Origin of the sequence: Janthinobacterium aquaticum (assembly GCF_009208565.1) — a bacterium.
Taxonomy (GTDB): Bacteria; Pseudomonadota; Gammaproteobacteria; order Burkholderiales; family Burkholderiaceae_D; genus Janthinobacterium.
This window is the reverse complement of the sequence record NZ_WFLK01000002.1, coordinates 581,194-606,299: the sequence shown is the minus strand read 5'-3', so window position 1 is coordinate 606,299 and position 25,106 is coordinate 581,194. Positions and strand designations below refer to the sequence as shown.

General features: G+C 63.6%; 20 protein-coding genes. 12 read left to right on the top strand and 8 right to left on the bottom strand.

Features of this window, described 5'->3' with window-relative positions; translation table 11 throughout:
* The 7 genes from GCM43_RS05535 to GCM43_RS25780 form a co-directional block, all read left to right on the top strand.
* Nucleotides 1-5,096: Ig-like domain-containing protein (locus tag GCM43_RS05535; protein ID WP_226929326.1), on the top strand; the 5,096-nt coding region annotated here is incomplete at its 5' end.
* A 53-nt stretch (nucleotides 5,097-5,149) separates the two neighbouring features.
* Nucleotides 5,150-7,078, top strand: a complete 1,929-nt coding sequence (locus GCM43_RS05530; RefSeq protein WP_152242499.1) for a TolC family protein — start codon at nucleotides 5,150-5,152, stop codon at nucleotides 7,076-7,078.
* Entirely contained in the window at nucleotides 7,078-7,875 is a 798-nt protein-coding gene (locus tag GCM43_RS05525) for an efflux RND transporter periplasmic adaptor subunit (RefSeq protein ID WP_193315550.1), read from the top strand. Before GCM43_RS05530 ends, GCM43_RS05525 begins: the two co-directional genes overlap by 1 nt.
* Before the next feature lie 51 nt (nucleotides 7,876-7,926).
* A complete protein-coding gene (locus tag GCM43_RS05520) occupies nucleotides 7,927-9,270 on the top strand; it encodes an HlyD family efflux transporter periplasmic adaptor subunit (protein ID WP_152242497.1) in 1,344 nt (447 codons plus the stop codon).
* 679 nt (nucleotides 9,271-9,949) lie between these two features.
* Nucleotides 9,950-10,663 carry a phage tail protein gene (locus tag GCM43_RS05510; RefSeq protein WP_152242496.1) on the top strand — a complete coding sequence of 238 codons (714 nt, stop codon included), beginning with the start codon at nucleotides 9,950-9,952 and terminating at the stop codon, nucleotides 10,661-10,663.
* Between the two features lie 214 nt (nucleotides 10,664-10,877).
* Complete coding sequence (locus tag GCM43_RS05505) at nucleotides 10,878-11,561, top strand: phage tail protein (RefSeq protein WP_152242495.1); 684 nt, start codon at nucleotides 10,878-10,880, stop codon at nucleotides 11,559-11,561.
* A 106-nt stretch (nucleotides 11,562-11,667) separates the two neighbouring features.
* On the top strand, nucleotides 11,668-12,381 hold the full coding sequence (locus tag GCM43_RS25780; protein ID WP_193315549.1) for a phage tail protein: 714 nt from the start codon (nucleotides 11,668-11,670) through the stop codon (nucleotides 12,379-12,381).
* A gap of 3 nt (nucleotides 12,382-12,384) precedes the next feature.
* Here the strand turns inward: GCM43_RS25780 and GCM43_RS05495 are convergent, their stop codons facing one another.
* Together GCM43_RS05495 and GCM43_RS05490 are read right to left on the bottom strand one after the other, a co-directional pair.
* Entirely contained in the window at nucleotides 12,385-13,368 is a 984-nt protein-coding gene (locus GCM43_RS05495; RefSeq protein WP_152242493.1) for an SAM-dependent methyltransferase, read from the bottom strand.
* On the bottom strand, nucleotides 13,365-13,676 hold the full coding sequence (locus GCM43_RS05490) for a DUF6916 family protein (protein WP_152242492.1): 312 nt from the start codon (nucleotides 13,674-13,676) through the stop codon (nucleotides 13,365-13,367). Before GCM43_RS05490 ends, GCM43_RS05495 begins: the two co-directional genes overlap by 4 nt.
* Nucleotides 13,677-13,771: 95 nt before the next feature.
* Here GCM43_RS05490 and GCM43_RS05485 point away from each other — a divergent pair, with 95 nt between their 5' ends.
* Genes GCM43_RS05485 through GCM43_RS05475 form a run of 3 tightly spaced genes read left to right on the top strand, consistent with a single transcriptional unit; the run spans nucleotide 13,772 to nucleotide 15,977 of the window.
* A complete protein-coding gene (locus tag GCM43_RS05485; RefSeq protein WP_152242491.1) occupies nucleotides 13,772-14,263 on the top strand; it encodes a GNAT family N-acetyltransferase in 492 nt (163 codons plus the stop codon).
* Nucleotides 14,260-14,973: an aspartyl/asparaginyl beta-hydroxylase domain-containing protein gene (locus GCM43_RS05480; protein WP_152242490.1), complete on the top strand. Its 714-nt coding sequence runs from the start codon at nucleotides 14,260-14,262 to the stop codon at nucleotides 14,971-14,973. Before GCM43_RS05485 ends, GCM43_RS05480 begins: the two co-directional genes overlap by 4 nt.
* Complete coding sequence (locus tag GCM43_RS05475) at nucleotides 14,970-15,977, top strand: sulfotransferase family protein (RefSeq protein ID WP_152242489.1); 1,008 nt, start codon at nucleotides 14,970-14,972, stop codon at nucleotides 15,975-15,977. Before GCM43_RS05480 ends, GCM43_RS05475 begins: the two co-directional genes overlap by 4 nt.
* A gap of 60 nt (nucleotides 15,978-16,037) precedes the next feature.
* On the opposite strand, the gene GCM43_RS05470 is transcribed toward GCM43_RS05475, so the two are convergent.
* From GCM43_RS05470 to nhaR, 6 genes are all read right to left on the bottom strand, one after another.
* Nucleotides 16,038-17,576: a hypothetical protein gene (locus GCM43_RS05470; protein WP_152242488.1), complete on the bottom strand. Its 1,539-nt coding sequence runs from the start codon at nucleotides 17,574-17,576 to the stop codon at nucleotides 16,038-16,040.
* A 97-nt stretch (nucleotides 17,577-17,673) separates the two neighbouring features.
* Entirely contained in the window at nucleotides 17,674-18,678 is a 1,005-nt protein-coding gene (locus GCM43_RS05465; protein ID WP_152242487.1) for a magnesium and cobalt transport protein CorA, read from the bottom strand.
* The gene (gene paoC, locus GCM43_RS05460; RefSeq protein WP_152242486.1) at nucleotides 18,678-20,888 is read right to left on the bottom strand and encodes an aldehyde oxidoreductase molybdenum-binding subunit PaoC; all 2,211 of its coding nucleotides are present in this window, start codon (nucleotides 20,886-20,888) and stop codon (nucleotides 18,678-18,680) included. Before paoC ends, GCM43_RS05465 begins: the two co-directional genes overlap by 1 nt.
* Nucleotides 20,885-21,859, bottom strand: a complete 975-nt coding sequence (locus GCM43_RS05455; protein ID WP_152242485.1) for an FAD binding domain-containing protein — start codon at nucleotides 21,857-21,859, stop codon at nucleotides 20,885-20,887. Before GCM43_RS05455 ends, paoC begins: the two co-directional genes overlap by 4 nt.
* Nucleotides 21,856-22,521, bottom strand: a complete 666-nt coding sequence (gene paoA, locus GCM43_RS05450) for an aldehyde dehydrogenase iron-sulfur subunit PaoA (RefSeq protein ID WP_152242484.1) — start codon at nucleotides 22,519-22,521, stop codon at nucleotides 21,856-21,858. The genes GCM43_RS05455 and paoA overlap by 4 nt, the downstream gene beginning before the upstream one ends.
* 112 nt (nucleotides 22,522-22,633) lie before the next feature.
* Complete coding sequence (gene nhaR, locus GCM43_RS05445) at nucleotides 22,634-23,533, bottom strand: transcriptional activator NhaR (RefSeq protein ID WP_152242483.1); 900 nt, start codon at nucleotides 23,531-23,533, stop codon at nucleotides 22,634-22,636.
* Between the two features lie 139 nt (nucleotides 23,534-23,672).
* Here nhaR and GCM43_RS05440 point away from each other — a divergent pair, with 139 nt between their 5' ends.
* Nucleotides 23,673-24,638 carry a TerC family protein gene (locus GCM43_RS05440; protein WP_193315548.1) on the top strand — a complete coding sequence of 322 codons (966 nt, stop codon included), beginning with the start codon at nucleotides 23,673-23,675 and terminating at the stop codon, nucleotides 24,636-24,638.
* A 26-nt stretch (nucleotides 24,639-24,664) separates the two neighbouring features.
* On the top strand, nucleotides 24,665-25,087 hold the full coding sequence (locus tag GCM43_RS05435; protein WP_152242482.1) for a tellurite resistance TerB family protein: 423 nt from the start codon (nucleotides 24,665-24,667) through the stop codon (nucleotides 25,085-25,087).
* The last annotated feature ends 19 nt before the right edge of the window (nucleotides 25,088-25,106 follow it).

Here is a 25,106-nt window from a genome sequence, read left to right as displayed (position 1 = left end):
CGGCAGCGCCAAGTGCCCCGGTATTGGCGCTGGCTTCCGATAGCGGCAACTCCAGCACCGACGGTGTCACCAACGTCACCACGCCTACCGTCACTGGCACCGCCGAAGCGGGCAGCACCGTCACGCTATACGATACCAACGGCACCACCGTGCTCGGCACGGCAGTGGCCACCGGCGGCGTGTGGAGCATCACCAGCAGCGCACTGGCTTCCGGTACGCACAACCTGAGCGTCAAGGCGGTCGATGCCGCCGGCAATAGCAGCGTCGCCAGCGCGTCGCTGTCGATCACCATCGATACCACCGCACCGGCAGCACCAAGCGCGCCGGTACTCACTGCGGCCAGCGACAACGGTAGCTCGAACACCGACGGCATCACCAACGTCACCACGCCTACCGTCACCGGCACCGCCGAAGCAGGCAGCACCGTCACCCTGTACGATACCGACGGCACCACCGTACTCGGCACCACCACCGCCACCGGCGGCGTGTGGAGCATTACTAGCAGCGCATTGGCTGACGGCGCACACAGCTTGAGCGTCAAGGCAGTGGATGCATCCGGTAACCGCAGCGCGGCATCGCCATCGCTCACGATCACCATCGTGAGCGCCGCACCGGCAGCGCCAGGCGCGCCGGTCCTGGCCCTTGCTTCCGACAGCGGCAGTTCCAACACCGACGGTGTCACCAACGTCACCACGCCTACCGTCACTGGCACCGCCGAAGCGGGCAGCACCGTCACGCTGTACGATACCAACGGCACCACCGTGCTCGGCACGGCAGTGGCCACCGGCGGCGTGTGGAGTATCACCAGCAGCGCGCTGGCGTCCGGTACGCACAGCCTGAGCGTCAAGGCGGTGGATGCTGCAGGCAATAGCAGCGTCGCCAGCGCGGCGCTGTCGATCAATATTGACAGTGCGGCACCGGCAGCGCCAAGCGCACCGGTATTGGCGCTGGCTTCCGATAGCGGCGTCTCCAACACCGACGGTGTCACCAACGTCACCACGCCTACCGTCACTGGCACCGCCGAAGCGGGCAGCACCGTCACCCTATACGACACCAACGGCACCACCGTGCTCGGCACGGCAGTGGCCACCGGCGGCACGTGGAGCATCACCAGCAGCGCGCTGGCCTCCGGCACGCACAGCTTGAGCGTCAAGGCGGTCGATGCAGCAGGTAACCGCAGCGCGGCCTCGCCATCGCTGACGATCACTATCGTAAGCACCGCACCGGCAGCTCCAGGCGCGCCGATCCTGGCCCTTGCTTCCGACAGCGGCAGTTCCAACACCGACGGTGTTACCAACGTCACCACGCCTACCGTCACCGGCACCGCCGAAGCAGGTAGCACCATCACCTTGTACGATACAGATGGCACCACCGTGCTCGGCACCACCACCGCCACCGGCGGCGTGTGGAGCATCACCAGCAGCGCACTGGCTTCCGGTACGCACAGCTTGAGCGTCAAGGCGGTGGATACCGCCGGCAATCCCAGCGTGAGCTCGGCAGCGCTGACGATCACCGTCGACACCACCGCGCCAGCCGCACCGGCCGCCCCGGTATTGGCCGCCGCCAGCGACAGCGGCGCCTCGAATACCGACGGCATCACCAGCATCACCCGTCCTACCATCACCGGCCGTGCCGAAGCGGGCAGCACCGTTAGCCTGTACGACACCGACGGCGTTACCGTGCTGGGCACCGTGCTCGCAGCGGCCAACGGCAACTGGAGCATCACCAGCAGCACACTGGCCGACGGCGTCCATAGCCTGAGCGTGCGCGCCACCGACTCGGCCGGCAACCGCAGCGCCGCCAGCCCGGCGCTGACGGTCACCATCGATACCGCCGTACCAGCCACACCCGCGGTGCCGGTGCTGGCCGCTGCCAGCGACAACGGCGCCTCCAACAGTGACGGCATCACCAGTGTCACACGACCGACGGTGTCCGGCCGCGCCCTGCCCGGCGCCACCGTCACGCTGTATGACACCGACGGTGTCAGCGTGCTTGGCAGCGCGGTGGTCGGCGCCGGCGGTGACTGGAGCATTACCAGCAGCACACTGGCCGATGGCAACCACCAGTTGACGGTCAAAACCACCAGCACCAGCGGCCTCGTCAGCGCCGCCAGCACCGCGCTGGTCGTCACCATCGACACCACCGCACCAGCAGCGCCGGCCACGCCGGTGCTCTCGCCAGCCAGCGACAACGGTGCATCCAACTCCGATGCCATTACCAGCGTCACGCGTCCTACCATTACCGGCACGGCAGAAGCAGGCAGCACTGTTACCCTGTACGACACCGATGGCGTCACCGTGCTCGGCACGGCCGTGGTGGCGGGCAACGGCAGCTGGAGCATGACCAGCAGTGTGCTGGCCGAAGGCAGCCATGCGCTGAGCGTAAAAGCCACCGATGCGGCCGGCAACACCAGCGCTGCCAGCGCTGCGCTCCAGATCGTTATCGATACGGCCGCACCAGCAGCGCCGGCCACGCCGGTGCTCTCGTCAGCGAGCGACAACGGTACATCCAACTCCGATGCCATTACCAGCGTCACGCGTCCTACCATTACCGGCACGGCAGAAGCAGGCAGCACTGTTACCCTGTACGACACCGATGGCGTCACCGTGCTCGGCACGGCCGTGGTGGCGGGCAACGGCAGCTGGAGCATGACCAGCAGCGTGCTGGCCGGAGGCAGCCATGCGCTGAGTGTGAAAGCCACCGATGCGGCCGGCAACACCAGCGCTGCCAGCGCTGCGCTCCAGATCGTTATCGATACGGCCGCACCAGCAGCGCCGGCCACGCCGGTGCTCTCGTCAGCGAGCGACAACGGTACGTCCAACTCCGATGGCATTACCAGCATCACGCGTCCTACCATTACCGGCACGGCAGAAGCAGGCAGCGCTGTCACCCTGTACGACACCGATGGCGTCACCGTGCTGGGCACGGCCGTGGTGGCGGGCAACGGCAGCTGGAGCATTACCAGCAGTGTGCTGGCCGAAGGCAGCCATACGCTGAGCGTAAAAGCCACCGATGCTGCCGGCAATACCAGCGCCAGCAGCCCCGCGCTGACGGTGACCATCGACACCACTGCGCCAGCCACGCCGGCAGTGCCGGTGCTGTCGCCGGCGAGCGACAATGGCGTATCGAATTCGGACGGCATCACCAGCGTGGCGAGGCCGACGATCAACGGTCGCGCTGAGGCTGGCAGCATGGTCACGCTGTACGACACCGACGGCGTCACCGTACTGGGTACCACGACCGCGGACGCCGTCGGTGCGTGGAGCATCACCAGCAGCCTGCTGGCAGACGGCAGCCACCTTCTGTCAGTCAGGATCACGGATGCGGGTGGCAATACCAGTAGCGCCAGCGCAGCATTGACGGTCATGATCGATACTTCTGCTCCAGCGGCGCCAGCAACACCGTTGCTGGCGCCCGGCAGCGATAATGGCGCGTCGAACAGCGACGGCATCACCAGCGTAAGCCGCCCGACCATTACCGGCCGTGCCGAAGCGGGCAGCATCGTCACCCTGTTTGATACCGATGGCGTCACCGTGCTCGGCAGCACTGTCGCCGCCGTCAACGGCAGCTGGAACATCACCAGCAGCGTGCTGGGCGACGGAACCCACAGCCTGACCGTCCGGGCCACCGATGCCGCAGGCAACCGCAGCGCCGCCAGCGCAGCATTGACGGTCACGATCGATACCGGCGCACCAGCCGCACCAAGCGTGCCGGCACTGACGGCAGCGAGCGACAATGGCGTATCCGGCAGCGACGGCATCACCAGCGTCAGGACGCCGACGGTCACCGGTACGGCCGAGAATGGCAGTACCGTGACCCTGTATGACAGCAATGGCACCACCGTGCTGGGCACGGCCGTGGCCGTCAACGGCAGCTGGCGCATCACCAGCAGCACCCTGTCGGAGGGAACCCACACGCTGACCGTGCGCGCCACCGATACGGCCGGCAATACCAGCACCGTTTCCGCACCGCTGACAGTGGTCATCGACACAACTGCTCCAGCCGTTGCCGGCACACCGAAATTGCCAGGCGGCGAGGCCTCGACCCTCGATACCCTGCCCTCGCTGACGGGTACGGCAGAAGCAAGCAGCACCGTCACCGTGCGCAGCAATGGCACCGTGATCGGCACCGTGCAGGCCGACGCCAACGGCACCTGGACGTTGACAGCGCAACTAAGCCTGGGCAATCACCAGATTACCGCCACCGCCACTGACGCAGCAGGCAATACGGGCGCGACTTCGGCAGCGTTCAGCCTCACCGTGCTGGCGCCGCCTGCTCCAGCCGTAACAGCACCGTTGCCGCCGGCGCCGCCGGTGCTGGCACCAGTGGCCGAGCAGGCTCCGCCTGCCACGCCGCCAGTGCGCGATGCCGCCCAGGGGCAAGTAAGCCAGTCTGCACTGGCTGCTGCTGTACAGGGTGCAGTACAGGGAACAATGCAAACGCCAGCACCACAAACGGCCACTATCACCACCCCGGCGCCACGAGTTGAAAACGTTTCCGCACCATTGCCACAAACGACCTCTTCGCTCGTAGTCAACAAGGAAATCAGCAGTATCGCCTTGCAGACGGGAACCCTCCTGAACTTTACCGTGCCGGCCGACACGTTCACCAGCAGTAGTGGCGGCACGCCGACACTGAGTGCCCGCCTGGCTGACGGCAGTGAACTGCCGTCCTGGCTCAGTTTCAATCCCGCCACCGGCACCTTTACCGGTTCGCCTCCTCCAGGCCAGGCCGGCTTGCTGGAGATCGAAGTGCTGGCCAGGGACGCCAATGGCAACGAAGCGCGCACCGTCTTCAAGATAGAGACCGCCGCTCCCGCTCCCGCTCCCGTGCCTCAGGCCAGCCTGACCGGCAAGGAACTGCTGATGGCGCTGGGCCTGCACAAACGCGTGGCGCAGATCGGCCAGCCGGACACGGCGCCTGACGGTGATGCCGTGCCAGCTGACTCGGCATTGGCAGCTGTGTCCGACAGCGCCGAAGCGGCAACCGAGGCCGAGGCAGTTCCGGCGTCTGCACTGAGCGGACAACTGTCGCAGGAAGCACAGCGCTTTGCGCGCGAAGCCCAGGCCACCTTGCGTCATCTGGCACAGATTTAATCGTGCAGACCTTCAAACAACACAACCGACTTGAACAACCAGGAGCTTCATTGATGACCTTTGTTAATAGCGTGACCGGCACGCTGCGTGGTGTACGCCCTGCAGCACTGCGCCGCCTGCCCATGGCCATTGTGCTGGGCGCCGCACTGAGCGCCTGCACCGTGCTGCCAGAACCGATCGATGCGGAAACACGCAACGTGCGCGCACGCAACGATGTCGAGACTCTGTTCAAGGATGTCGAACCGGTCGCCGGCGAAATCACCCTGCACGAAGCTTTTGCACGCGCGCTGAAATACAACTATGACTATCGTCTGCGTTCGATGGAGCAGAGCATGGCATCGAGCCAGCTCGACCTGGCAAAGTACGACATGCTGCCGCGCCTGACGGTCGCTGCCGGTTACAATTCACGCAGCAATGACGCCGGTTCGCGTTCGGTGGACCTCGGCACGGGCGTCGAGAGCAATCTGTTCTCGGGTGCCCAGGAGCGCACGCGCAATACGCAGAATGCGGTGCTGGCCTGGAATGTGCTGGACTTTGGCGTCAGCTACGTGCGCGCCCAGCAGCAGGCGGTGCAGGTGATGATCGCCGAAGAACGCAAGCGCAAGGTCGTGCAGAATATCTCGCAGGACGTACGCCAGGCTTTCTGGCGCGCCTATGTTGCCCAGCAAACGCTGCCGCGCATGGACGACCTGCTCAATCGCGTCAAGGAAGCGTTGCTGCGCAGCGAGCGCATGGAAACCGAGCGTCTGCTGCCGCCGCTGCAGGCGCTGGCCTACCAGCGCGCCCTGCTCGACCTGCACCAGCAGATCGTCTCGCGCCGCCAGGAACTGATACTGGCCAAGTCCGAACTGAACGCGCTGATCAACCTGCGTCCGGGCACGGTCGTGACCTTGTCGGCTGGCCAGGAAGAACAGGAAACGAGCAAGCTGCAGCCGTTTGACGACCTGAACGCGCTGGACCAGGCGGCATTGAACAACCGTCCGGAATTGCGCGAAGAAGACTATCGCAAGAAAATGTCGGTGCTCGAAGGCCGCAAGGCGCTGCTGGCGTTCCTGCCTGGTCTGGAAATTAATGTATCGAGCAACCGCGACAGCAATAAATTCCTGCTCAATAACACCTGGGGCGAAGCCGGCAGCACCATCTCGCTGAACCTGATGCGCGCTTTTGCCTACCCTGCCACCAAGCGCGCCCAGGAGAACCAGGCACAAGTGGACGATGCACGCCGTATCGCCATGACCATGGCCGTGCTGACCCAGGTGCGCATCGCTGCACAGCGCTTCCAGGAAGCGCGCGCGGACTACGTCGTCAGCAGCCAGGCGGCAAAAGTCGATGCCCGCATCGAGCAGCATACGCTGGCCGCCACCAAGGCCAGCGCGGAATCTGAAATGGAACTGCTGCGCACCGAAGTGAAGGCAGCCCTGTCGGAAATGCAGCGCTACGTGGCACTGGCCAACCTGCAGATGGCTTACGCGCGCGTCGCCAATTCGGTCGGCGCCGACCTGCTGCCGGAACAGCCGCAAAGCGAGAGCGTGGCGACATTTACGGCCCAGCTTGCAAAGGCTGACCTGGACTGGCGCAAGACCAGCTTCCATACCGCCGATGTCTCGCTGCCGCCGCCACGCGTGGCGCTGGGCGACATTACCGCACCAGCCGGCAGCAATATTGATATGACCGCATTGCTGCGCAAGCAACTGGGCGAACATGGCACGGTTGTTGTCGATGCCGCTGACGGCAATATCCCTGTCATCAGCGCCAGCACCAACGTAGGCCAAACCAATGCAGGTATGCGCTCGGTGGAAGTGACCTGGCAAGTCAAGCGTGGCAACGCGGTGATGGCCACCATCCCATACCGTTCGGCGATTCCCGACAGCGTCAGCTCGGCATGGCCGGTATTTGGCGAAGCGGCGGCCGAATCGGCGGCGACCAAGATCAGCAGTCTGCTGCGCAGCGAAGCGGCCGCCAGCCGACAGGTGCAGAACTGATGCGCAGCATGACTTTGATGCGCAGTGTGGTCGGCAGCGCTGCGGCGCTGCTGGTGGCCGGTGCCGTGGCTGCGCAGGCCGCAACGCCGGCGGCAACGCCCGCAAAAGCGGCGGCGCCAGCCCAGCCGGCGGCCAGCAAAACCATCCGCGTGCTGGTGGCGGCCGACCAGGAAAGCGTACTTGCTTCCCAGATGGCCGGGCGCATCGACCAGTTGAACGTCAGGCTGGGCAGCCCGATCAAGGCAGGTCAGGTGTTAATACGCTTTAATTGCGAGGAGCAGGATGCCCATCTGAAAATGGCCAATTCCGACTTCTACAGCGCCCAGCAGACCTATGAATCGAAGGTCAAGCTGCAATCGATGCAGTCGGTGGCCGAGATCGATGTACAGCAGGCTGGCGCCGCAGCGCAGAAAGCCAAGGCGCAGATCCAGCTGTACCAGGCGCAGCTCAAGCAGTGCAATATCGTTGCGCCGTTTGCCGGCACCGTCACGCGCCTGCTGGCCAAGCAGTATGCGAGCGTCAATATCGGCCAGCCGCTGATCGAGATCGTCAACGACCGCAAGCTCAAGGTACAATTGAACGTGCCTTCGCTCTGGCTATCCTGGCTTAAAGCGGGTCAGCCGTTTTCGGTGCAGATCGACGAAACCGGCAAGGCCTATCAGGCCAAGGTCGCGCGCATCAACGGGCGCGTCGATGCGGTCAGCCAGTCGATCGAGATCGAAGGCGAGGTGATCGGCAACACGGCAAACTTGCTTCCTGGCATGAGCGGCGTGGCCAGTTTTGCCGCTCCCAGGTAAGCGCGCGCGCCCTTACCACTCTTAGTTACCTGCCTTAGCACTGGAAGTCTCTTGTCAGAATCACCGATCAATCTGCAAAGTATCGGCACCCTGTTGCAGATCGAACAGGATGTGCGCCAGGCCGCCAGCGAAAGCGCGGTGGAATTTATCGCCGTCAATGACACCTGGCGCTTGCTGCCCTACCGCCAGGCAGTGCTATGGCGTAACGATATGGCAGGCGTCGCCAGTGTCAAGCTGGTCTCGGGGCTGGCCGACCTGCCCGTCGATTCGCCTTACCGCCAGTGGATGAACCAGGCACTACGCCTGTTTGCGCCCGACCTGGCGCCAGGCCAGACCAAGCGCATCATCCGCACTGACATGCCAGAAGCAATGTGGGCAGGCTGGGACGAATGGATGGGCGCCTGCGCCCTGCTGGTGCCGCTGCCCACGCCGGCAGGCACCACAGTCGGGGGCCTGTGGCTGACGCTGGAACAGGATGCCGGCGAGGCCGAAACAGCCTTGCTGGCGCGCCTGGCAGGCGCTTACGGCCAGGCGCTGTGGGCGTGGCGTGTGCAAGCTGCGGCCTGGCGCACCACGCTGGCACGCCTGCGTAAGCGCCCCAAATGGCTGTGGCTCGCTGCGCTGGGGGTGGCATTGATACCGATGCGCCTGACCGTGCTGGCGCCAGCAGAGATTATTGGCAAGGATGCCAAGCTCATCGCAGCCCCGCAGGATGGCGTCGTCGCGCGTTTCTTCGTGGCGCCCAACCAGACCGTGGCAGCCGGCGCGCCATTGTTTGCGCTGGAGGATATGGGCGCGCGCAACCGCAATGAAGTGGCGGCAAAGTCGGAGGCGGTGGCCGCTGCAGAATACCTGCGCGCAACGCAAAAGTCATTCAGCGACGGCGCCAGCAAGGCTGACCTTTCGGCACTGAACGCCAGGCTGGAAGAAAAGGCCGCCGAGGCGCAATATGTCAAGGATATGCTCGAACGCATACAGGTACGCGCACCGGAGGCCGGCATTGCGGTCTTTTCGGACCCGAACGACTGGCTCGGCAAGCCGGTACAGACCGGTGAGCGCATCATCCTGCTGGCCAATCCGGCCAAGGTGCAGATCGCCATTCGCCTGCCGGTCGATGATGCGCTGAGCCTGGACCCGGGCGCCGCCGTCAAGCTGTACCTGAATGTGGCTCCGCTGAGCACGGTAGCGGGGGTACTGACTCAATCGAGCTACGAGCCGGCGCTGACCAGCGACGGGGTGGTTGCCTATTCGCTCAAGGCCGACCTGGCCGCAGGCGAAGCGGTGCAGCGCATCGGCCTGAAGGGCACAGCCAAGCTGTATGGCGGCTGGGCGCCACTGATCTACCATGTGCTGCGCAAGCCGCTGGCGGTTGTCCGGCGCACGCTGGGTGTCTGACTGCTTCAGTACGGCTGCAGTAACGCGCTTACGCTGTTCCAGAGCCTGGGCTACCCTTAACTAACTACCTGTGCCTGGCGTTCCTGGCTGGCATATTGATAGTCATGCTGATTACGCCAGGACTGCGTCTGTCGGTCTACCTGATCCCTGTCTGGCTGGGCGTGCTGGGCCTGGGCTACCGCATCGGCCAGAGCAAAGTAAAACCGTAGCCACTGCACCACATTGTCGGCGCTCAGCATCGTCATCACCGAGCGCCGACAGCTCATCTTGCACTAAATTCCCGTCCGCAACCGCCCCTGCCGATATTGCCTTATTGGCACGCAAGTCACGATATACCTTCCTCACGTGCAACAACAATTTCGATCAATCAACCTGGCTTTTTTAATGCCCGCAAACCGGAAATAATTAATAGATATTATTAATCTTTTCAATTACTATATCTATACAGTGCCGCGCCAGCATAACTTCCGGCTTAATTGCCAATTTTCCTGCCAGCGACATGATGCCGCGTTTCCCATTCAAAAGGAAGAACATGCAAGCCGGTACAGCCAGCATAATCAAAGCGAATCATTCACTTGATCAGACGGCAGCGCCATTCTTGCAATCGAATGCATCACTTTTCCGCCGACGCTGTCACGCCGCCTGTCTTCTCATTCCCGTCATCTGAAAGAAAATACGCATGGATCCGATTTTAGGTAGTGTCATGTTGTGCCCGTATACTTTTGCACCGCAAGGCTGGATGTTTTGCAGCGGCCAGACCCTCAATATCCAGACCAATGCCGCGCTGTATGCACTGATCGGCGTACAGTTTGGCGGCAATGGCCAGACCACCTTCAACCTGCCCGACCTGCGCGGCCGCATTCCGGTGGCGATCAACAATACCCCCGCGCCCGACCGCATCGTCACCGCCCCCGTCAATGGCCAGGGCGTGCCGACCAGGCAAGGCGTGGTGGGCGACACCCTGGGCGCCAATGTGCGCCTGGTCAGCAGCGGCCCCGCCAACTTTACGCTGACGCAAGCGAACTTGCCGCCGCACACCCACGTGGCCACCGTGTCGAGCGGCTCGGCGACGGTCGACGTCACCCTGAACGCCGCGCTGGACGAGGCCAGCGACCCTGCACCGACGGCCGGCGGCTACGTGGCCACCGCCGCATCGTCGGGTACCTCGGTCACCAATATGTACCTGCCGGCGCTGGGTTCCAGCGGCAGCGTCGCGCTGGCCAAGGCCAGCGGACAGGTCAGCTTCACCCCGACCGTCACCAATGCCAGCGCCGGTAACGGCCAGGCGGTCAACGCGCTGATCACGCTGCCGGCACAGAGCGCGCCAACGCCGCCTTTCCTGGCCATGCAATACATCATCGCCGTGGAGGGAGTGTTCCCGCAGCGCAACTGATCACCGCGTCGTCAGCAGCAATATGATTATGATCGTTTACCTGTTTTGACGGTTTGACGGTAAATTGTATTTTTAAAAATAACACCGCGTTGCAAATTACAGCGACATGTTTTTAAAATTGAATTAACATATCCAGGCTGGATGCATGTTACCGAAGCCGGTCTCGCAAGCCCGGCGCCATAATATTGAAGCTCTCATTTGAAAGGCAGCAAACATGGATGCATTTGTAGGTACTATTCTTGGCGTAGGTTTTTCTTTTCCACCACGCGGCTGGATGACATGCAACGGCCAGCTGTTAAGCGTTAGTAACTACTCAGCCTTGTTTGCATTGCTGGGCACGCAATATGGCGGCGACGGCATGAGCACCTTCGGCTTGCCCGATTTGCGCGGCCGCGTGGCCGTGGGCCAGAACCTGACCACGACCGCAGACCGCATCCAGGGCAACAACGGCACTGCCGGCGGCACCATGTCCAGCACCGTCATCGCGTCCGGCACCGCCACCGCCGCCCTGACCGTTGCCAACCTGCCGTCCCACAACCATCCTGCGACGTTTACCGCCGGCAGTGGTGGCGCGCCCATCACCGTCGACATCAATGTCAGCACAGCCGATGCCACGTCAGCGGCACCGCTGGCCAGCGGCTACCTGGCCTCCGGCTCGACCGATGGTACCAGCACGCCGTTCCTGTACGCGGCCACCGGCCCTGTCACCAAGCTCAATGCCGGCACCGCGACCGTGTCCGGCGGCGGCGGCGGCGGCACCGTTAGCGTTGGCAATACCGGCAGCGGCACGCCCGTGGTGGCACCGGTCACCACCACCGGCACCGCCGCCACCGTGCCACCGTTCCAGACGATACAGTACATCATCTGCATCAACGGTATTTTCCCTAGCCGCAACTAAATCATGCGGCACGGTCCGGGGCAGCGTATCGCGCGCCCCGGTTCCGCACCTGTCGCATCAGTTTCACGTATCCATCCGACACACCCATCACTTCACCAGAGACACCATGGACCCACTCATCGGCACCATCATGCTGGCAGCATTCCCTTTCGCACCGAAGGGCTGGATGTTTTGCCATGGCCAGACGCTCAGCATCAGCACCAACAACGTACTGTACGCGGTGCTGGGCGTACAGTTCGGCGGCGACGGCAAGACCACCTTTGCCCTGCCCGACCTGCGCGGCCGGATTCCGGTGGCGCTGAACGACACGGTTGCGCCTGACCGCATTGTCACCGCCCCCGTCAATGCACAAGGCGCGCCGACGCGGGCGTCGCAAAATGGCGACCTGCTGGGCGCCAACGTACGCCTCGTCAGCACCGGCACCGCCAGCATCGCCCTGACGGTCGCCAACATGCCGGCACACACCCACGCAGCCACCGTGTCGAGCGGCTCGGCGACGGTCGACGTCACCCTGAACGCCGCGCTGGACGAAGCCAGCGACCCTGCGCCGACGGCCGGCGGCTACCTGGCCACCGCTGCATCGTCGGGCACCTCGGTTACCAATATGTACCTGCCGGCGCTGGGCGCCAGCGGCAGCGTCGCGCTGGCCAAGGCCAGCGGACAGGTCAGCTTCACCCCGACCGTCACCAACGCCAGCACCGGCGGCGGCACGCCGATCATCACGCCGGTCACGGTGACGGCGCAAAGCGCGCCGACGCCGCCCTTCCTGGCGATGAATTACCTGATCGCCGTGGAAGGCTATTTCCCGATGCGCAATTAAAAATCAGCGCAGCACCTCGCACGCCAGGCCCGGCGTGCTGCCCAGCTGATAGGAAAAGGCCAGCGTTTCCGATCCCGTCAGTTGCGGCTTGCCGGGCAGGTGCAGCGGCAGGTTCAGGCTGCAGTCATAATCGCGCAGCACGGTCTCGCCATGCACCTGGATACGCGTCAGCAGTTTCGGCGCCCGCGCCAGCTGCGTCGGCAGGCGGATGCTGGCGGCAGGCAGGGAACCGCCCTGATTCCCTTTCCACGCCAGGATGCTGGCGGCATTGATTTCAAAGATGCGGCCCCAGTCGGCGCACGGCTCATGCATGGTATGCCCCGGCTGACCAAGATGTACCGCGATGGCCGCTGGCACCAGTGCCGCTTGCGGCGCCTGCACGAACAGATTGCGCATGATGGCCACCTGCGGTTCCTTGCCCAATGCCGTATTCATGGTTTCACTGACGATCACGTCCGGGGTTGCCTCCGGCGCGATGCGCCATGTGGCGGCGTCGGCGCAGACGAATGCCGCCACGTGCCCGCCATAGCCGAGCTTTTCGATCAGGGCGCGCGCGTAGTCGAGCGCTTCCTGGTGCACTTCGAGGATGGTGAAGCGCACCTGGTGCGGCGAGAAGATCGCCATCAGCGGCAAGGCCAGCAAGGCAAACGGACCGCAACCGGCATACAGCACCGACACCGGCCGCTGCGGCGTGGCGGCGGCGTTGATGGCCGCAGCCAGGCCCTGGATAAAGGCGGCGCTGCGCAGCGGTTCGCGCGCGCACAGTGCAGCTTGCACCGGTGAAATCGCCCAGCCGCTGGGCAAGGTGCTTTCGCCCTCGGTCATGTGGTCCGAGCCTGCCATCGACAGCTGCGAATGGCGCTCGACAAAGGCGCGCAACTGCCCGGTCTCGCCGATCAACGAGGCGAGCGAACGCGCCGGATCGGCGATGGCGCGGGCGATCTGCGCCAGTTCCGCCTGTTCGGCAGCGCGATCAACGCCGCTCACGACAGCGATACCTGGTAGCACTGCTTGCCTACCTCGCTGGGCCTGGCTGGCAGCGGTGCCGAGATCGGCCACAAATACAGTTCCAGCTGGCCCAGCTGCTCGTGATCGAGGGTGTAATTGCCGTCCATCAGCACCAGTTCGGGCGGACCCGCGAAAATCATGCTCAGCGGCGTGCGGAACTGCTCCGGCAAGCCGCGCCGCGGCAGTTCCTTCGCTTCGGTCAAGGTCAGAGCAACCACGCCTGCGGCGGTATGGGCCATGAAGACGCTGTCGACCAGCGGAGCGATCAGTTCTAGAGTGATGTTCATAGAGGAAATCCTGTAAATGTGATTGCAAGACGACGTAAACATTGGCAGCATAGCAAATAGACAGCTATTTGAACCACCCTTTTTTCGGAGCGCCGGTGTATTCCTTATCCTCCCCTTTCAATTTGCGCGAGTTCGATGCCGCCAGCGAGAGCGACCAGGCTTTCGCGCGCGTTCTGTACCGCAGCAGCCGCGGCGATTTGCTGCAGATGCAAGCCGAACCTGATTTCATCGAGCAGCTGATCGCCATGCAGCAGCGCATGCACGACCAGGGCTATCGCCAGTCCTATCCGCAGGCACGCCACCTGATAATCGAGCGCGACGGCGCGCCGATCGGCCGGCTGATCGTCAATCCCGGCGAGCAGGCGCTGCGCGTGGTTGACATCACGCTGCTGCCGCAGGCGCAGAGCCAGGGCGCGGGCAGCGCCGTACTGGCTGGCCTGCAGGTGCTTGCCGCCACGCAGCAAGCGACGGTGAGCCTGGGCGTCAATCACGGCAACCTGGCTGCACGGCGCCTGTATGCGCGGCTCGGTTTTATGGTCGAAGGCGAAGATCAGATCCAGCAACAACTGCGCTGGAGCACGCCATGACGGCGCCCAGCACCCATCTGCGCTTGCCATTGCGTTTCGACGTGGCGCGCATGCAGCAGGAAATTGCCCGCTTCGCCGCCACTGACTGGCTGGCGCATTTCAATACCGGGGCCTATGAAAACGGCTGGAGTGTGCTGCCGCTGCGCTCGGCCGGCGGCGACGCGCGCCATATCATGTCGCTTGACGACGTGGCCTATGCCGACACGCCGCATCTGGCGCACTGCCCATACTTGCGGCAGGTGATCGCCAGCTTCGACTGCGAGGTCGGGGCGGCTCGACTGATGGCGCTCGACGCGGGCGCGGTGATCCGCGAACACCGCGACCCCGGCACCGCGCTGGCCGACGGCGTGACGCGCATCCACATCCCGATCAGGACCTCGCAGCAGGTGCTGTTTCGCATCGATGGCGAAACGGTACATTTCAGTGCCGGCCACGCCTGGTACATGGATGCCAGCTGCCGCCACGCCGTGGAGAACCGTGGCACGGCGCCGCGCGTGCACCTGGTGATCGACTGCGTCACCAACGACTGGCTGGAACACTTGTTTGCCAGCGCCGGCTTCGTGCCCAAGCCGCCGCCCAAGTATGGCGACGCCAGCATCAACGACGGCAATGTGCAGCACATCATCGCCAGCCTGCGCGCCACCGGCGAGCCTTCCGTGCTGGCACAGGCCGAACGGCTGGCGGCGATTTACCACGCGGTGGCCGCATGAACGTGCACAACGGCTTCGCGATGCAGGAGCGCCTGCTGGCCAGAGGCGAGCAAGTCGAATGGCAACCGGGCATGGATCTGCGCAACTGGTATCCGCTGACCGCCAGCGTCCAGCACGGTGAAATCAGCGTGGCATGGCGCGATATGGGCGATATCGCTTTTAATGACTCCTTCTTTGAAAACACCCTGGCGCGCCAGCCGCGCGAACAACGGCGTATCTGCCATGCGCCTGCAGCGGCGCTGGCACAGTTTGACGACGTGCCTGCGCCTGACGCCTTTATTTTCCATGTCTCGCGCTGCGGCTCGACCCTGCTCACCCAATTGCTGGCGTCTTTACCCCAATGTATCGTCATGTCCGAGCCGCCCATTATCGACTCGGTGCTGCGACTGCACCATGACCAGGGCCAACCTGGCAGCACCATCCCGTTGCTGCGCCAGCTTATCGGCGCGATGGGACAGCGCCGCTCTGACCAGGAAAAGCACTTTGTCATCAAGTTCGATTGCTGGCACATCCACAGCCTCGAACTGCTGCGCGCTGCCTTTCCCGATACGCCCTGCCTGTTCCTGTACCGCGAACCGCAGGCGGTGCTGGCCTCGCACCAGCGACAGCGCGGACCACAAATGGTGCCGGGACTGATACACCCAGCGCTGCTGCCGCTGCCGGCTCGCCACACCGCTCCCGGTGATTTCGACGCCTATACCGCGCTGGTACTGGAAAGTTTTTATACAGCGGCGTGCAGCCAGGCAGCAGCCGGGCGCATCATGCTGGTCAATTACAGCCAGTTACCCGCAATCGTGTTTTCCGCCCTGCTGGCAAGTCTGAAAATCGGCTGCACTGAGCCCCAGCTGGACGCCATGCGCGAACGCGCGCAGTTTCACTCCAAATACACGGGCAACGCCTATCGCGGCGACGCTAGTGCGCCGCAGGCGGAACGGCTGATCGAGCTGGCAGCGGCGATCAGGCCAGCTTATGAAGCATTGGAACTGGAGCGACTGAACACCTGAACCAAGCTGGTCGGGCTTGTCGGGCTTGTCGGGCTGGAATGTGGTTTGACGATGCGGCTGTCAATACGGCCGCAGGAATACACTGTCGTTGATTCCTTGCAGCATGGTCTGGCGCTGTTCGGCGCGTTTTTCCGTGGTGAGCGCCGCGTCGCCGGGCTGGTATGGTGACAGCGCGCCGACCAGGTCGCGCAGCAGGCGGTGCTGGTCGGGCGTGGTGATATCGGATTTGAGCTTGCCCATCACATAGGTCGATACGCGGCTCGACAGGCTGGTGCTTTGTTCCAGCGTGGCGCTGGCCAGCTTGCCGTCCTTGTAGCCGATTTTCGCCTCGCTGGTGGCAGAGTCGTCGATCTGGTGATAGGTGTAGTTCTGCGATTCGGCGGCCGTGGTCAGGCGCAGCGCGGTGCCGGCCACCAGCGGCATATGGTAGCTGGCAGTCAAGGTCGAGCTTTGCTGCTGCGAGATGGCGCGATCATCATAACTGCGCCCGCCCACGCTGGTGCTCTGGCTGACGGAATACGCAAACGCATCCTGCTCGGACAGGCGCATCGGGTTGATCATGGCCGGTGTCTGCGACACCGAGGCGGAGAAATCGGCCAGTCCGGTCAGCAGCGAACGCTCTTCGGCCGCCAGCGCCCATTTCGACGGCGCCGCACCGGAGGTGCTGAGCGTGGCGTCGCTGGCAATACTGCCGTGCAGGCTGCTGAAGGTCTGCTTGAACATATCCATCATGGCCGCATCGGCGTGGCCGCGTGTCGCGGCCTTGTCAAACTGCTGCAACTGCACCTGCAGCGCGCGCGCCTGCTGCTGCGCGCTGCCCAGGCTGGCCAGCTGGCTGGTATCGACCTTGATATCGATGCTGCCGGCCGCGCCGCTGAAGCTGACCTTTCTTTGCGTCGCGTCGGCCTGGAACGACAGGCTTTGCGTAGCGGCCGACTCGGCGCTGAGCGCGATTTTCGCCTGCAGATTGACCGATGACAGCACTTTGGCGTCAAACTGCATCAGACCACCGAGATTGAGTTGCGCCGGCTCCTGCGTGATGCCGTCGATGGCCTCCTGAAAACCCTTGGCCAGACTGCCCAGCGCCTGCGTTTCCGCGTCGCTCAACTCGCCATTTGCCGTCATCTGCACGGCCAGGCCATCGTCGTCGCTGTCGAGCGACAGTTTGACCTCCACCCCGCTTTTGGTCACCACAGACAGGCTGACCTTGCTGTCACCCATGCCATGCAGGGTCGACACGGCCACGCCGCTGGCATAACCGGCGCCGGCCGGTGCGCGCATGACCGTTTGCGACAACTGCGCAACACCGCCCTTCAGCTGCTCCAGCAACGCCGAGCCGAGGCCATTGAAACGGTTGGACGCGTAGCTATTGCTGAAATTGTTGGCCATGCGGTTGCTGACCGAGTCGCGCCCGGCGCGCTCCCATTGCAGCGCGGTCTTGCCGCTCGACTCGCTGACGGATTTGCCCAACGACACCACGGTCGATGGGAAAGCGCTGGTCGATACGACAGGCTGCGACAGATCATCGCGGCGGCTGTCGGTGCTGGCCACGCGGCTGGTGGCCGCGCTCCAGGAGGAAATGCCTGATAGTGTGCTCATGGTATCGATAACGGCAGGCCGCGCAAAAACATGAGTGTTTTAGACAATATTTCGACCTTTAACAGACCGCAGACCGCAGGCCAGTGCAGCTGCTGCGCTACAGCCAGCCCTCGCGCTTGAGGCGCCGGTGCAGAAAGTAGCAGCCGGCCACAATGCCGGCCAGCACCAGCGGGTAGCTGCCGCGCCATTTCAATTCGGGCATGAATTCAAAGTTCATGCCGTACAGGCTGAACACCATGGTTGGCACGGCCAGGATGGCGCCCCAGCCGGCCAGGCGCTTGACCACCTCGTTCTGGCGGATCGAGATCTGGCCCAGCGCCACCTGCATGGCGGCGTTGACCATTTCGCGCATCTGCGCCGCGCTGTGGGTGACGCGGCGCACATGATCGAGGATGTCGCGATAGTAGATCCGGGTTTCCTTCGGTATCAGGTCGGTATGAAAACGCAGCAACTGGTTGCAGATATCGTGCAAGGGTGCTGCCGCCGCGTCGATTTTTAGCAGCTCGTTTTTCAGCAGGTAGAAGTCTTCCAGCGTGTCTTCGCGCAGATTGGGCTTGAACAGCTCCTGCTCGTAGCGGCCGAAGTCGGCCTGCAGATGGTCGATACAGGGCAGGTACTGGTCAACGATGAAGTCCAAGATAGTATAGAGCACATAGCCGGGACCGCTGGCCAGCCGGTCCGGCACGGTTTCCTTGCGCTCGCGCAGGCGCGCATAGCCGGCCGACAGCCCATGGCGCACGGTGATGATAAAACGCGCACCGAGAAATACATGCGTCTCGCCATATTCGATGCGCTGGCCTTCCAGGCTGGCCGTATGCAGCACCATGAACAGCGTGTCGCCATATTCATCGAGCTTGGGCCGCTCGTGCGCGCCCTGCGCGTCTTCCACCGCCAGTTCATGCAGGGAAAACAGCGAGGCTATGCGCGCCAGCGTGGCCGCATCGGGCTCGAACAGGCCGATCCAGGCAAAGGTGTCGGGTTCCTTGAGCAGCTCGCACACCTGCTCGAGCGCCATCTCGTCCTCGACCTTGCGCCCCTTGCAGTAGGCCACGCAGTTGACCAGTGCCTGGCTGCCATGCAATCCGGAATCACCAGCCCCCATCAAGCCGCCATGCTTGGTGCGGCCGGCAATTTGGCCAGCAGTTTGTCGAGCGTGACCGGATAATCGCGCACGCGCACGCCGGTGGCGTTATAGACCGCGTTGGCAATGGCCGCCGCCACGCCGCAGATGCCCAGTTCGCCCACGCCCTTGGCCTTCATTGGCGAAGACATCGGGTCGGTCTCGTCGAGAAACATCACTTCCTGGTGCGGAATATCGGCGTGCACCGGCACTTCGTAGCCGGCCAGGTCGTGGTTGACAAAGAAGCCGACCTTTTTGTCGACCACCAGGTCTTCCATCAGCGCCGCGCCCACGCCCATGGTCATGGCGCCGATCACCTGGCTACGCGCCGACTTGGGATTGAGGATGCGCCCTGCCGCACACACGGCCAGCATGCGCCGTACGCGCACTTCGCCCGTATAGCTGTCGACGCCCACTTCGACAAAATGCGCGCCAAAGGTCGACTGCTGGAATTTCTTGTCGAGATCGCCGTATTCCATGCTGTCTTCGGCCACGATATCGCCGCCGGCCGCCGCCTGGCCCAGCGGCACCTGGCGCTCGTCCTGCAGCACTTGGCCGTCCGAAAAGCGCGCCACTTTGTCGTCCATGCCCAGTTTGAGCGCCACCGCCTGGCGCAGCCGCACGCAGGCGGCGTACACGCCGGCGGTCGAGCTGTTGCCACCCCACTGCCCGCCCGAACCGGCCGAGACGGGGTAATCGGAGTCGCCCAGGCGCACCACCACTTTTTCCAGCGGCACGCCCATCATCTCGGCCGCTGTCTGCGCAATAATAGTGTAACTGCCGGTGCCGATATCGGTCATGTCGGTTTCCACCGTCACCACGCCTTCGCTATTGAGGCGCACGCGCGCACCCGATTTCATCACCATATTGTTGCGAAACGCGGCCGCCACGCCCATGCCGACCAGCCAGCGCCCGTCGCGCACCTGGCCCGGCGTGGCATTGCGCTCCTTCCAGCCAAATTCCACCGCGCCCGTGCGCAGGCAGTCGATCAGGCGGCGCTGCGAAAACGGCCGGCCCGGCTTTTCGGGATCGACCTTGGTGTCGTTCAGGATGCGCAGCACCACTGGGTCCATCTTGAGCTTTTCGGCCAGTTCATCGATGGCGATCTCCAGCGCCATCAGGCCCGGCGCTTCGCCCGGCGCGCGCATGGCGTTGCCTTCGGGCAGGTCGAGCACGGCCAGGCGCATCGCCGTCATGCGGTTGGCGCCCGCATACAGCAATCGCGTCTGCATTACCGCCGTTTCCGGCTTGCCGCCGGGCTGGTCGCCCGACCACGACTCATGGCCGATGGCGGTGATCTTGCCGGCGCGCGTGGCGCCAATGCGCAGGCGCTGGATGGTGGCGGGCCGGTGCGTGGTGTTGTTCATCATCAGCGGACGCTGCAGCGCCACCTTGACCGGACGCTGCGCCGCCTTGGCGCCCAGCGCCGCCAGCAATGCTTCCGAGCGCACGAACAGCTTGCCACCAAAGCCGCCGCCGATGTAGGGCGAGACGATGCGCAGCTTGTCCTTGGGGATATTGAGCGTCCTGGCCAGGTCGCCGCGGCCCCAGTCGATCATCTGGTTCGAGGTCCACACCGTCAATTGGTCACCTTGCCAGGCCGCGATCGAGGCATGCGGCTCCATCATCGCATGCGACTGGTCGGGCGTGGTGTAGGTGGCGTCCAGGCGCACCGGCGCGGCCGCAAAGGCGCCGGCGAAGTCGCCGAACTTGCTGTCGGGCTGGTCGCTCTTGGGCTTGGTGGCGGTCGCCTTGCCGCGGGCCAGGTCGAATTTGCCCTCGGCCTTCACATATTGCACTTCGATCAGTTGGGCCGCTGCGCGCGCCTGCTCGAACGTTTCAGCCACCACCAGCGCAATGGCCTGGTGGTAGTGGGCGATCTCGGGGCCACCCAACAGCGGCGCGGTGTTCATCTTGCCCTTGCCCAGCTTGCCGGCGCTCTCGGCCGTGACAATGGCCAGCACGCCCGGCGCGCGGCGCGCATTGATAATATCCATCGACGCAATGCGGCCCTTGGCAATCGCCGCGCCAAGCACATAGCCGTAGGCCGCATTGGGCGCGGCCGCATGCTGCTCATAGGCGTACGGCGCGGTGCCGGTGGTTTTCAGGGGACCGTCGATACGGTCGGTGGCGCGGCCCACGACTTTGAGCTGGTCGATGGGATTGGTAGTGGCGGGCGTGGTGAATTTCATGCTGCGTTTCCTTTCTGTGCGCCAGGCGCGCGCTGCGCTTCGTCCAGCACGGAGGCCACTGTGCGCTGCGCCAGGGTCAGTTTAAAGGCGTTGTCGTGCGTGGTGCGGGCGCCGGCCAGCAGGCGGCTGGTGATTGCCGGTACAGTCCTTTCCTGTTCCGCCGCTTCCACGCGCCATGGCTGCGAGGCCACGCCACCCAGCGCAATGCGGCGCCTGCCGTCGGCCTGCACCACGGCCGCCACTGACACCAGCGCAAACGCATACGAGGCACGATCACGCACCTTGCGGTACAGATGCACGCCACCGAGCGGCCTGGGCAGCGTCACGCCGGTAATCAGTTCGCCCGGCTGCAAGGCGTTCTCGATATGCGGCGTGTTGCCGGGCAGCCGATAAAAGTCGGCAATCGCAATGGTGCGCGTGGCGCCGCCCGGCTGCACGGTCTCCACCTGCGCGTCGAGCAGGCGCATGGCCACCGCCATATCGCTCGGGTGGCTGGCGATACACGATTCGCTCACGCCCAGGATGGCCAGCGGCTTGCTGAAGCCGGCCAGGGCCGAACAGCCGCTGCCCGGCTTGCGCTTGTTGCAGGCCTGGTTGGTGTCATAGAAATACGGGCAGCGCGTGCGCTGCAGCAGGTTGCCGGCGGTGGTGGCCTTGTTGCGCAGCTGGGCCGAGGCGCCGGCCAGCAAGGCGCGCGACAGCACGCCGTAGTCGCGCCTCACGCGCTCGTCGGCCGCCAGCGCGGTATTGCGCACCAGCGCGCCAATGCGCAGGCCGCCGTCGGCGGTCGCTGAAATCTGGTCGAGTGCCAACGTGTTCACATCGATCAGATGCAGCGGCTTTTCAATCTCCAGCTTCATCAGGTCGAGCAGATTGGTGCCGCCGGCAATGAATTTGGCACCGGGCGTGCGCGCGGCAGCGGCTGCCGCTTCGGCCGGGCTGCGTGCGCGTTCATAGGTAAATGCTCTCATGCCGGCCTCCCTGCTGCGTCGACAATCGCGTCGACAATATTGGAATAGGCGCCGCAGCGGCAGATATTGCCGCTCATGCGTTCGCGCAGTTCTTCCGGGTTCAACAGCGGCTTGACATTCAAATCGGGTGTCACATGGCTGGGGATGCCTTGGCGAATTTCACCGAGCACGGCCACCGCCGAACATATCTGCCCGGGGGTACAGTAGCCGCACTGGTAGCCGTCATGGGCGATAAAGGCCGCCTGCATGGGATGGAGTTTATCGGGCTGGCCCAGGCCTTCGATGGTGGTGACGGACGAGCCTTCATGCATCACCGCCAGAGAAAGGCAGGAATTGATGCGCTGGCCGTCGACAATCACCGTGCAGGCACCGCACTGGCCATGGTCGCAGCCCTTTTTGGTGCCGGTCAGGTGCAGGTGCTCGCGCAAGGCGTCGAGCAAGGTGGTGCGCGTATCGAGTTCGAGCGCATGGAGCTTGCCGTTGATTTCGAACTTGACCGGCATCATCACCGGCGGCGCCGCGTCGGCCGTGTTCGCACCGCTGGCGGTGGTCGCTGCACTTTGTGCAACCGCCATGGCGGGTACAGCAGCGGCCGTGGCGGACAGGGCACCGGCGATCAGGAGATCACGCCGGCCCGTATTGATATTGCAGAGCTTGCTCATCGCTTGTTCTCTCCTGGCTGTGGCTGGGGCGGGCGGATGCCAGCCCATCGGCGAGATTACAAGCGGCGCCACATGCTGTCTGTTCGACAGCGTACGTAGCGCGTGCCAGCCCCTATGCCAGCAGCGTCTCGCGTGCCGCGCGACTGATCGCCTGGGTGGCCGCATGGCTGATGCGCCGCTCGGTAGTAATCGCATAGACCTGCTCGCGCAGGCTCGGTATGGTGCCCAGCAGCACCACGCCGAACTGCGGGCAGATGGTGTCGGCGATCGTTGCCGGCGCGAAGAACAGCCCGGCGCCGGACTGGCCGAAGGCCATGATCATGGCGCTGTCGTCGAATTCACCGACCACGCGCAGGCTGGCCACATGCGCATGCAGCCACTGCATCAGGCGCGCGCGGATGGAAAAGTCTTCGCCCGGCAGCAGCAGCGGCGCATGGTTCAGGCAGTCGGGAAACGGGCCATCGAGCGCCTCGGCCAAGGCTGGCGCCGCATACACGCCCAGCTCGCTCTCGCCCAGCAAATGGTTGTAGCCGCGCACGCTCAGGTGGGCCGGCATGGGCCGATCGGCAATGATCATATCGAGCTGGTGTACGGCTAGGTCGGCCAGCAGCGCGGCCAGCCGCCCTTCCCGGCAGATCAGGCGGGTCGGCTCGTCGAGCGCCAGCGCCGGCGCCACCAGGCGCGAGGTGACCGCCTTCGAGACGGAATCGGACACGCCCACGCGAAACACCGTGGCCCTGGCGGCGGACTGGTCGCGCACCGCTTCGAGCAGCGCGTCGCCGGCGCTGAATATCTCTTCGGCGTGGCGCAGCACGCGCGTGCCGGTTTCTGTCAGCTCCAGCCTGCGCCCCACGCGGCGAAACAGCTCCACGCCCAGGGTATCGGCAAATTCGGTCAGCTGGCCCGAGATCGACTGCGGCGTCAGGTGCAGCTGTTCGGCTGCCTTGGCGATGCTGCCGCTGCGCGCCACCATCCAGAAATAACGTAGATGCTTGTAGTTGAGATTGGCCATAAAATTTTTCAATACATCAGTTTTTTCGATGTTTTATGCAAGTATATTCGAATTGTACGAATTGTCGGACAGCCATATGATGCGTTCACTGGCTGACCAATTTTTGTCAATTTTGATTAATTTTTTTAGGGAGAACGGCATGACTGGTATCGAGAATATCGCTACCGCCCCCATGTGGGCTGGCTTTATCGGCTTTGTGCTGGTAATGCTGGCAGTCGATCTGTGGGTGTTTGGCGGCAACAAGGCGCACAAAATGAAGGTGCGCGAAGCAGCATCGTGGTCACTGGCCTGGCTTTGCCTGGCGCTGCTGTTCAATCTGGGCCTGTGGTGGTACCTGAAGGGCACCGTCGGGCCGGAGATCGCCGAGCAGAAGTCGCTGGAGTTTTTGTCCGGTTACCTGATTGAAAAAGCGCTGTCGGTCGATAACGTGTTTGTGTTCCTGCTGATCTTTACGGCTTTCCAGGTGCCTGCCGAATACCAGCGCCGCGTGCTGATCTACGGCGTGCTGGGCGCGATCGTGATGCGCGCTGTGATGATACTGGCAGGTGCATGGGTGGTCAGCGAATTTCATTGGGTACTGTATCTGTTTGGCGCTTTCCTGCTCTACACCGGCGTCAAAATGTTCAGGGCGGTCGATGACGAGCCGGACGTGAAGAACAATGCTGTGATGAAACTGGCGCGCCGCTGGCTGCCGGTATCGGAAGGCAACCATGGCGAGAAATTTTTCGTCAAAAAAGATGGCAAGACTTTTGTGACCACCCTGCTGCTGGTGCTGGTGCTGATCGAAGTCACGGATCTGGTGTTTGCGGTGGATTCGATCCCGGCGATTTTCGCCATTACCTCGGACCCGTTTATTGTCTTTACGTCCAATATGTTTGCGATTATGGGCCTGCGTGCACTGTACTTCCTGCTCGCTGACATTGCCAACCGCTTCCACCTGCTTAAATTCGGCCTGGCCCTGGTGCTGTGCTTTATCGGCGCGAAGATGCTGTTGATGCCGTGGTTGCATATCCCGGTGCATATCTCGCTTACCGTGGTAGCGACCCTGATTGCCGGCAGCGTGATCGCCAGCCTGTATGCGACCCGCAAGCAAAACAAGAACTGATCTTAATTTAAAAGAAGGAAAAAATAATGCGACATTATGCAACCGACAGTGCCAGCGCCGCTGGCCGCATCCTGGCCCTGTGTATGGTGGTCGACGGCAACCTGGCACCGTCCGAGCTGCGCGCACTGAACCGCTCGCGCCTGCTGGACTATATCAATATCGATATCGATACCTTCCACGGCCTGCTCGACCAGCTGTGCCAGGATATGCTGACCAGCTCGGTCCAGCAGGAGTGCGTAGTACTGGGGCAGGACACCATCGACGCCCTGCTGCGTGAAATTGAAGCGCCGGAACTGCGCCGCCAGTTGCTGCAGGCGATGTGGAGCATCGCCGACGCCGACGGTGTGCTGGCCGACGCGGAAGCCAAACTGCTGGCGCGGGCCTGCGTGATCTGGTCGGCGGAATCCGGTTTTGTGCAGCATGAGGCGCAATTGGCCAGCGCCAACTAAAGCCGCGTCCCCCTGCTGT

What these genes read in the sequence shown, in the direction of transcription:
- GCM43_RS05530 (WP_152242499.1), top strand. Translation starts at nt 5,150, where the DNA reads ATGACCTTTGTTAATAGCGTGACCGGCACGCTGCGTGGTGTACGCCCT.
- GCM43_RS05525 (WP_193315550.1), top strand. Translation starts at nt 7,078, where the DNA reads ATGCGCAGCATGACTTTGATGCGCAGTGTGGTCGGCAGCGCTGCGGCG.
- GCM43_RS05510 (WP_152242496.1), top strand. Translation starts at nt 9,950, where the DNA reads ATGGATCCGATTTTAGGTAGTGTCATGTTGTGCCCGTATACTTTTGCA.
- GCM43_RS05505 (WP_152242495.1), top strand. Translation starts at nt 10,878, where the DNA reads ATGGATGCATTTGTAGGTACTATTCTTGGCGTAGGTTTTTCTTTTCCA.
- GCM43_RS25780 (WP_193315549.1), top strand. Translation starts at nt 11,668, where the DNA reads ATGGACCCACTCATCGGCACCATCATGCTGGCAGCATTCCCTTTCGCA.
- GCM43_RS05490 (WP_152242492.1), bottom strand. Translation starts at nt 13,676, where the DNA reads ATGAACATCACTCTAGAACTGATCGCTCCGCTGGTCGACAGCGTCTTC.
- GCM43_RS05480 (WP_152242490.1), top strand. Translation starts at nt 14,260, where the DNA reads ATGACGGCGCCCAGCACCCATCTGCGCTTGCCATTGCGTTTCGACGTG.
- GCM43_RS05475 (WP_152242489.1), top strand. Translation starts at nt 14,970, where the DNA reads ATGAACGTGCACAACGGCTTCGCGATGCAGGAGCGCCTGCTGGCCAGA.
- GCM43_RS05470 (WP_152242488.1), bottom strand. Translation starts at nt 17,576, where the DNA reads ATGAGCACACTATCAGGCATTTCCTCCTGGAGCGCGGCCACCAGCCGC.
- GCM43_RS05465 (WP_152242487.1), bottom strand. Translation starts at nt 18,678, where the DNA reads ATGGGGGCTGGTGATTCCGGATTGCATGGCAGCCAGGCACTGGTCAAC.
- paoC (WP_152242486.1), bottom strand. Translation starts at nt 20,888, where the DNA reads ATGAAATTCACCACGCCCGCCACTACCAATCCCATCGACCAGCTCAAA.
- GCM43_RS05455 (WP_152242485.1), bottom strand. Translation starts at nt 21,859, where the DNA reads ATGAGAGCATTTACCTATGAACGCGCACGCAGCCCGGCCGAAGCGGCA.
- paoA (WP_152242484.1), bottom strand. Translation starts at nt 22,521, where the DNA reads ATGAGCAAGCTCTGCAATATCAATACGGGCCGGCGTGATCTCCTGATC.
- nhaR (WP_152242483.1), bottom strand. Translation starts at nt 23,533, where the DNA reads ATGGCCAATCTCAACTACAAGCATCTACGTTATTTCTGGATGGTGGCG.
- GCM43_RS05440 (WP_193315548.1), top strand. Translation starts at nt 23,673, where the DNA reads ATGACTGGTATCGAGAATATCGCTACCGCCCCCATGTGGGCTGGCTTT.
- GCM43_RS05435 (WP_152242482.1), top strand. Translation starts at nt 24,665, where the DNA reads ATGCGACATTATGCAACCGACAGTGCCAGCGCCGCTGGCCGCATCCTG.